General features: G+C 73.1%; 4 protein-coding genes. 1 reads left to right on the forward strand and 3 read right to left on the reverse strand.

Annotated elements, in window-relative coordinates; translation table 11 throughout:
* Positions 1-33: 33 nt before the first annotated feature.
* The gene (locus ACTIMO_RS05250; protein WP_448181691.1) at positions 34-852 is read right to left on the reverse strand and encodes an Fpg/Nei family DNA glycosylase; all 819 of its coding nucleotides are present in this window, start codon (positions 850-852) and stop codon (positions 34-36) included.
* Positions 845-5,977, reverse strand: a complete 5,133-nt coding sequence (locus tag ACTIMO_RS05255; protein WP_448181692.1) for an Lhr family ATP-dependent helicase — start codon at positions 5,975-5,977, stop codon at positions 845-847. The genes ACTIMO_RS05250 and ACTIMO_RS05255 overlap by 8 nt, the downstream gene beginning before the upstream one ends.
* Here ACTIMO_RS05255 and ACTIMO_RS05260 point away from each other — a divergent pair.
* On the forward strand, positions 5,976-6,569 hold the full coding sequence (locus ACTIMO_RS05260; RefSeq protein ID WP_448181693.1) for a hypothetical protein: 594 nt from the start codon (positions 5,976-5,978) through the stop codon (positions 6,567-6,569). The genes ACTIMO_RS05255 and ACTIMO_RS05260 overlap by 2 nt on opposite strands.
* Here ACTIMO_RS05260 and ACTIMO_RS05265 read toward each other — a convergent pair.
* Positions 6,535-7,091: DUF4232 domain-containing protein (locus tag ACTIMO_RS05265; RefSeq protein WP_448181694.1), on the reverse strand; the 557-nt coding region annotated here is incomplete at its 5' end. The two genes, ACTIMO_RS05260 and ACTIMO_RS05265, sit on opposite strands and share 35 nt — an antisense overlap.

The raw sequence follows: 7,091 nt of genomic DNA on the forward strand, positions 1-7,091 counted from the left end.
CCGTGGTGGTCCATCCGGTGGTGACTCATCCCGTCAGGGTAGTGCCGCTCCCGCGGGTGCTTCCACCCAGGGCTGGCAGTGCGGGCAGTAGTAGAGCTCGCGGAGTTCGGTCTCCCTGTCCCCGAGCTGCTCCAGCGCCACGGGCGTGCCGCAGCGCAGGCAGCCGCGGCGGGACCGGCCGTAGACCCAGAGCGTGTTGCCGCGGAGCTGGCCCGTGGTCGCCCGGGTGCTGCGGGCCTTGTTCGCCTCCAGCAGCTTCTTGGACAGCTCGACCATGCGCGGCAGATTGGGTACCTCGCCCACGGGGGTCAGCGGATGCACCCCGGCGAGGAAGCACAGCTCGCACCGGTACACGTTGCCGATCCCGGCGAGGTTCCGCTGGTCGAGCAGGGCGAGCCCGATGGGCCGCTCGGGCTGGTCGCGGAGCCGCCGAAGCGCTTCGTCCGGATCCCAGTCCGGCCCCAGGAGGTCCGGTCCGAGGTACCCGACGGCGTCGTCCTCCTCCGCACGCGAGATCACCCGCAGGAAGCCGAGTTCGAAGCCGACGACGACGGCGTCCTCCGTCTCGAGGATGCACCGCGCCTTGAAGGCGGGGCGCCGCCACTTCTCGCCGTGAGCGTAGACGTGCCAGAGCCCCTCCATCTTCAGGTGGGAGTGGATGTCCCAGCCGTCGTCCCCGCCGCCACGGATCAGCAGGTGCTTCCCGCGGGACACGGCCTCCTGGACGGTGTCCCCCGTGAAGTCGACGGTGGCGAACTTCGGCACGCGGACGTCGCAGCGCGTCAGCACCCGGCCCGCGAGTGCCCGGTGCAGTTCACGGGCCGCCCGCCAGACGGTGTCCCCCTCAGGCACGGATCCTCAGTCCCTTCGGTGTGGTGTAGAAACCGGCGTCGGCGAGCGCGCGCCCGATGTCCGTGTCGAGGATCTCGCCGCCGTTCACCTTCTCGAGTGCCATCTTGTCCGCGGCGCCGCGCCGGATGATCAGCACGAGGGCCAGCGCCGCGGCACGGAGGACCAGGGCATCCTCGGTGAACGTCAGGAGGGTCTTGCCGCCCCGTTCGACGTAGAGGGCCAGAGCTCCGTCCACGAGTACCACCAGCGCGCCGGCCTTCCGCCCGGCACGGTGCCCGCCGTCCGCCTGCGGCCAGCTGAGGGCCGCCCCGTAGGGGTTCGCGGGATCCGTGGCGGCCAGGGCGACGGCGTTCAGGGGCGCGGCCTCACCGCCCAGCACGTCCTGGGCCGTGGGCAGCTGGTTGTCGGCGCTGAAGGACCGCAGGCGGTCCACCGTCGCCGGTACGGCGAACTGCGCCGCACCGAGGTGCTCGATGAAGTAGCCGCGTCGGCACCGGCCCATCTCCTCGAGCCGCGCCAGCACCTTGTACATGAGGCCGAATCCGCCCGGGATGCCCTCGTTGCCGACGGCGCCGCGCGTGACCACGCCGTAGCGGTCGAGCAGGAGCTCGGCGGTGGCATGCGCGTGGAGCGTCGTCTCGGCCTCCACCGCGGGCAGCATGTTCCAGCGGCCCGCGGCCAGGGGAGGCGTGGGCCGCTGGTAGCCGCCCGCCCCGCCGTCCTCGGCTGCCGCACTGAGGCGCATGGAGGCGCCCGTCAGGGACTTCCCCGGGGCGCGGCCGAGCCGCCCCGCCCGCGAGGTGCGGGCGCGTGCCGGGACGGGGCGCTGCTTGTGGGCCGTCTTCCCGTTGGCCAGCAGCGAGCGCACCGGCGTGAAGGTGTCATTGCTGATGCGGCCCGCCCACACGAGGTCCCACAATGCGGTGACGACGGCGGTGTCCGAGGTGGCCTCCTGGACATCGAGCAGGTTGGTCAGCTGCCGGAGGAAGTAGCCGCCACCGCCGGCCAGCAGATCCATCAGCGCGGAGTGCAGCGACGTGGGCTCGAAGGCCGGGTCGGGGCGCAGCGTGAGGGGTGCGTTCTCGGCCAGGTGCAGGGCGATCCAGCCGTCGTTCCCGGCGAGCGACCCGGCCCCCGACCAGACGACCTCGCCCGTCGCGGTCAGCTCGTCGAGCATGGCCGGGGTGTAGTTCGCCACGCGCTGGGCGAGGATCAGGGGCTCCCACGCCGAGGCGGGGATCGGGACGCCGGAGAGCTGGTCGATCACGGTGACCACGCCGTCGAGTCCCCGCAGGCCCGACCCGATGTGCTGCCAGGCAGGCAGGAACCTGCCGTAGGCGGTCGGGTCGACGGGCTCGACCTCCTGGCGCAGCGCCGCGAGCGACCTGCGGCGGAGGCGGCGCAGCACCTCGACGTCGCACCACTCGCTGGAGGCCGGCGCGTGGAGGGTGATGGTGCCCGGAGCGGCACCCGAGTCCGCGGAGATGTCGAGGACGGGGACCGATTCCGCGGGCCGGAACTCCCCCTCGACCACGCGCCCGGCGCCGGCGAGGCGCTGCAGCGATCCCGTGACGACGGCGACACCGAGGCCCAGCTGGGCCGCCGCCTCGGCGGCGGTGAAGGGACCGTGCGTGCGGGCATAGCGGCCCACGAGGTCGCCGAGCGGATCCGCGACCGGCTCGATGAACGCCAGCGGGATGCCCATCGGCAGGGGGACGCCGATGGCGTCGCGCAGGCGGGCGGCGTCCTCGACGGCGGAGATCCGCTCGACTCCGGCGATGTTCACGGTGAGCGCGCGGTTGGCCTTGACGAGGACGGCGACGTGCTGCCGGACGAGGTCCACCGACGCCGTACCGCGGAGCGGTGCGCCCTCGCCCGGGTCGCCCGCCGCGGCGGGGTCCCCCGCGGTGGCGTCCCTGGCGGTGGCGTCCCCGGCGCCGGCGTCGTCACGGATCGGCGTGGCTCCGGCACCGTCGGCCGGTGCCGTGGTGCCGGCGGGTGCGTCGAGCCGCTCGGCGATCTCCCCGACGGTGAGGGGCCCGAGGATGCGGATCAGGTCGGCGACGCCCTCGAGCCCGCGGGCCCGCCGGTCCGCCTTCAGGCGCTGCAGCTCCAGCTCCGTCTCGGCGATGACCCGGGCGTCGAGCAGCTCGCGCAGTTCCGCGCGGCCCAGCAGTTCGTTGAGGAGGGTCGGGTCGAGGGACAGGGCCGCGGCCCGGCGTTCGGCCAGCGGCGAGTCTCCCTCGTAGAGGAACGAGGCGACGTACCCGAACAGCATGGACCGGGCGAACGGCGAGGGCTGCTGCGTGGTGACCTCAACGATCCGGAGTTCCCGGCGCTCCAGCGATGCGGCGAGGTCCTTCAGCGCCGGGAGGTCGTAGACGTCCTGCAGGCACTCACGCACGGTCTCGAGCACGATCGGGAAGGTCGGGTACTTCTTGGCGACGTCGAGCAGCTGGGCGGAACGCTGGCGCTGCTGCCACAGCGGGGTGCGCTTGCTCGGGTTCTGGCGCGGCAGGAGCAGGGCCCGCGCGGCACACTCCCTGAACCGCGAGGCGAAGAGTGCGGAGCCGCCCACCTCTGCGGTCACGATCCCGTCCAGTTCCTCCGCGTCGAACAGGAAGAGATCGGCGCCCGGTGGTTCGTCGTCCATGAGCGGCACCCGCAGCACGATGCCGTCGTCGGAGGCCATGGCGGACCCGTCCATGCCGTACCGCTGCTCGAGCCGTGCGCCGACGGCGAGGGCCCAGGGGGCGTGCACGGGCATGCCGAACGGGCTGTGGAGCACCACGCGCCAGTCGCCGAGTTCGTCGTGGAAACGCTCGACGACGAGCGTGCGGTCGTTCGGGACCACCTCGGTGGCCTCGCGCTGCTCGGTCAGGTACGTGATGAGGTTCCCCGCCGCCCAGGCGTCGAGACCGATCCTCTCGCACCGTTCCTGCGCCTTCTCGGGCGTGCTCCCGGACATCTCCCGGTTGAAGGCGCCGAGGGCGCGGCCCAGTTCCACCGGCCGGCCGAGGGAGTCGCCCTTCCAGAAGGGCAGCTTGCCCGGCTGGCCGAACGCCGGGGACACGAGCACGCGGTCGTGCGTGATCTCCTCGATGCGCCAGCTCGTGGCGCCGAGCGCGAAGACGTCTCCGACGCGGGACTCGTAGACCATCTCCTCGTCGAGTTCACCGACGCGGCGCCCGCCCGCGCGGGGGCCCTCGCCCTCGGAGCCCACGAGGAAGACGCCGAAGAGCCCGCGGTCGGGGATGGTGCCGCCGGACGTGACGGCGAGGCGCTGCGCTCCGGGCTTGCCCGTGATGGTCCCCTCGACGCGGTCCCAGATGATGCGGGGCCGGAGCTCGGCGAACTCGTCGGAGGGGTACCGGCCGGCGAGGAGGTCGAGGGTCGCGTCGAAGGCCGAGCGGGGGAGGGTGGCGAACGGGGCCGATGCGCGGACGACGTCGAACCACTCCTCGACGTCGATGGTGCCCAGCGCTGCTGCCGCGACGGTCTGCTGGGCCAGGATGTCCAGGGGATTGGTGGGGATGTACAGGGGCTCGATCTGCCCGGCGAGCATGCGCTCCACCGTCACGGTCGTGTTGACGAGATCTCCGCGGTGCTTGGGGAACAGGACGCCCTGCGACACCTCGCCCACCTGGTGCCCCGCGCGCCCGACGCGCTGCAGTCCGCTCGCCACGGAGTGCGGCGACTCGACCTGCACCACGAGGTCCACCGCGCCCATGTCGATCCCGAGCTCCAGGGAGCTCGTCGCGACCACGCAGCGCAGGCGCCCGGACTTGAGGTCGTCCTCGATGAGGGCACGCTGGTCCTTCGACACCGAGCCGTGGTGGGCGCGCGCCAGCAGCGGTTCGGCGCCGGTGCTCTGGCCGACCTGCGCCATCATCTGCGCCGGTGTCGCGGTGGTGTGGGCATAGGGCTGGGCGGAGGAGGACGCCGCCGTCGCCTCGGGGGCGCCGCCGGCAGCCCACACGGCGTCACGCTCGAGGCGCTCCGCGTGGATCTCGTTGAGCCGCGCGGTGAGCCGCTCGGCGAGCCGGCGCGAGTTGGCGAACACGATCGTGGACCGGTTCTGGCCGATCAGGTCGACGATCTTCTCCTCGACGTGCGGCCAGATGCTGGCCTGGGGCACGGAGTCGCCGTCGTCGTCCCCCGTGGCCACGGCCCCGCCGAGTTCCGTCATGTCCTCCACCGGCACCGTGACCGTCAGGTCCCACTGCTTCTTCGACGGCGGTGCGACGATCTCCACCGGTGCGTTCCCGGAGAGGAAGCGCGCCACCGTCTCCTTCGGCTCCACGGTGGCGGACAGGCCGATGCGCTGCACGGGCTTGTCCAGCAGTGCGTCGAGGCGGGCGAGGGATACGGCGAGGTGCGCGCCGCGCTTGGTGCCGGCGACGGCGTGGACCTCGTCGATGATGACGGTGTCCACCTCCATCAGCGTCTCCCGCGCCTTCGACGTGAGCATCAGGAACAGTGATTCGGGCGTGGTGATGAGGATGTCCGGCGGACGCGTCAGCATGGCCCGCCGCTCGGCCTGCGGCGTGTCGCCCGAACGGACGCCCACCGTGATGCTCGGGGCGGGCAGCCCGAGGCGCTTCGCGGTCTGCGTGATGCCGATCAGGGGCGCGCGGAGATTCCGCTCGACGTCGACGCCGAGCGCTTTCAGGGGTGAGATGTAGAGGACGCGCGTGGTGCGCTTCGGCTTCTTCGGTGGGGCCTTCCGGCCCTTCGCCGGTACCTCGGGGGCGTCCTCGTCGGCATCGCCACTCCCCTCGCCCGAGGCGATGAGCCGATCGAGGGCCCAAAGGAACGCCGCGAGGGTCTTGCCCGAGCCGGTCGGGGCGACGACGAGGGCGTTGGAGCCCGCGGAGATCGCGGACCACGCGCCCTCCTGCGCCGGCGTGGGCTCGGCGAACGCCCCGGCGAACCACTCATGGGTCGCGGGGGTGAACCTCGTCAGCACCGGCGTCGTCACCCCATCATCATGCCCCAGCGCACCGACACTCGGGCCTTCCGCGGATGCGCCGTCCGCCGCACCGCGGGGCTGCCGCGGAACGGGGGTGGCGCGCAGTAGGTTTCGACGAAGGGCTGGACGGAACGGCTGACGGGAGCAGGGCATGACGGCCGGAGCAGGCAGAGCGCAGCGACCGGGAGATGCCGGACACCTGTCGAACAACTGGGTGCCAGTGGCCGCGATCGGCGTGCTCTTCCTCGGCGGGGCGGTCGCCGCGGTCCTGGTCGACGGCGACACCGGCCGGATCGCGGCCTATATCGTCGTGAGCACGCTCGTGCTCGTCCTCGTGACGGCCCCCTGGCTCATCCGTCACCCGCCGGCGATCAGCGCCCGGACGGGCGCCTACCTGGTCCTTGCCGTCGTGGTCGAGCTCGGGGCGCTGCTCGGCGGGGCCGTGGCGGCGTTCCACGGCCTGGGTGCGTGGGTGGTCCTGGGGATCGGCCTCGCGATGTACGGGCTGCTGGAGCGGGGGCGCGTCATGGTGACCGCCGGGGTGGCCACAGCCGTCCTCGGGCTCGCGTCGATCGTCGCCGACCGGCCGTGGCTGACGCTGGTCCTCGCCCTGTCGACCGCCGCGCTCATCGGCTTCGCGGCGTGGCGCCTGCGGGAGACGGGCCGGCAGCAGCCGTCGAACCGGCCCCGGGGCGGCCCTCCTGCAGCAGCTAGGACGCGGGCTGCAGTGTTCCCACCCGCATGAGCACGATCGACGCTGCCGAGCACGCCGGGATGTCCTGCGGCAGGACGAGCGAGTCGGTCGCGCCCGGGGGGTACACGCGTACACCCGCGGCCTGCGTGATGCCGCAGTCCGCCCCGTAGTTCTCGGCGTTGGTCTGCTGGAGGGTGGTGCTCGCGGAGGCTCCCGGCGCGAGGGTGACGGCGGCCGCCGCCGTCCCGTCGCGCTCCGCGGGAGCTCCGATCTGCGTGCCCGCCGCGTCCACGTAGGAGACGCCCGGGTACCCCTGGACGGTGCACTCCCGGTCGGAGGCATTGGTGAGGACGAGTGTGCGGTAGACGCTGCCCGCGGCACCGCCACCGAGCTGGTCCTCCACCGCACCGGTCAGCTGCGCCGCCGTGCAGGGACCACCGGCGGTCGGCACGGCGACCGAGGGGCTCGGTGAGGCGGACGGCGACGGGGCGTCGCCCGGGGCAGCAGACGCCGACGGCGTTGCGGAGGCGGGTGCGGTCCCCGTGGGACCCGGTGCGGCGGAGGGGGCGGCGG

The organism is Arthrobacter sp. CP30 (assembly GCF_053470025.1).

Excerpts from the sequence above, each read along its gene's own strand:
- ACTIMO_RS05260 (WP_448181693.1), top strand. The coding sequence starts at position 5,976 with ATGACGGCCGGAGCAGGCAGAGCGCAGCGACCGGGAGATGCCGGACAC.
- ACTIMO_RS05255 (WP_448181692.1), bottom strand. The coding sequence starts at position 5,977 with ATGCCCTGCTCCCGTCAGCCGTTCCGTCCAGCCCTTCGTCGAAACCTA.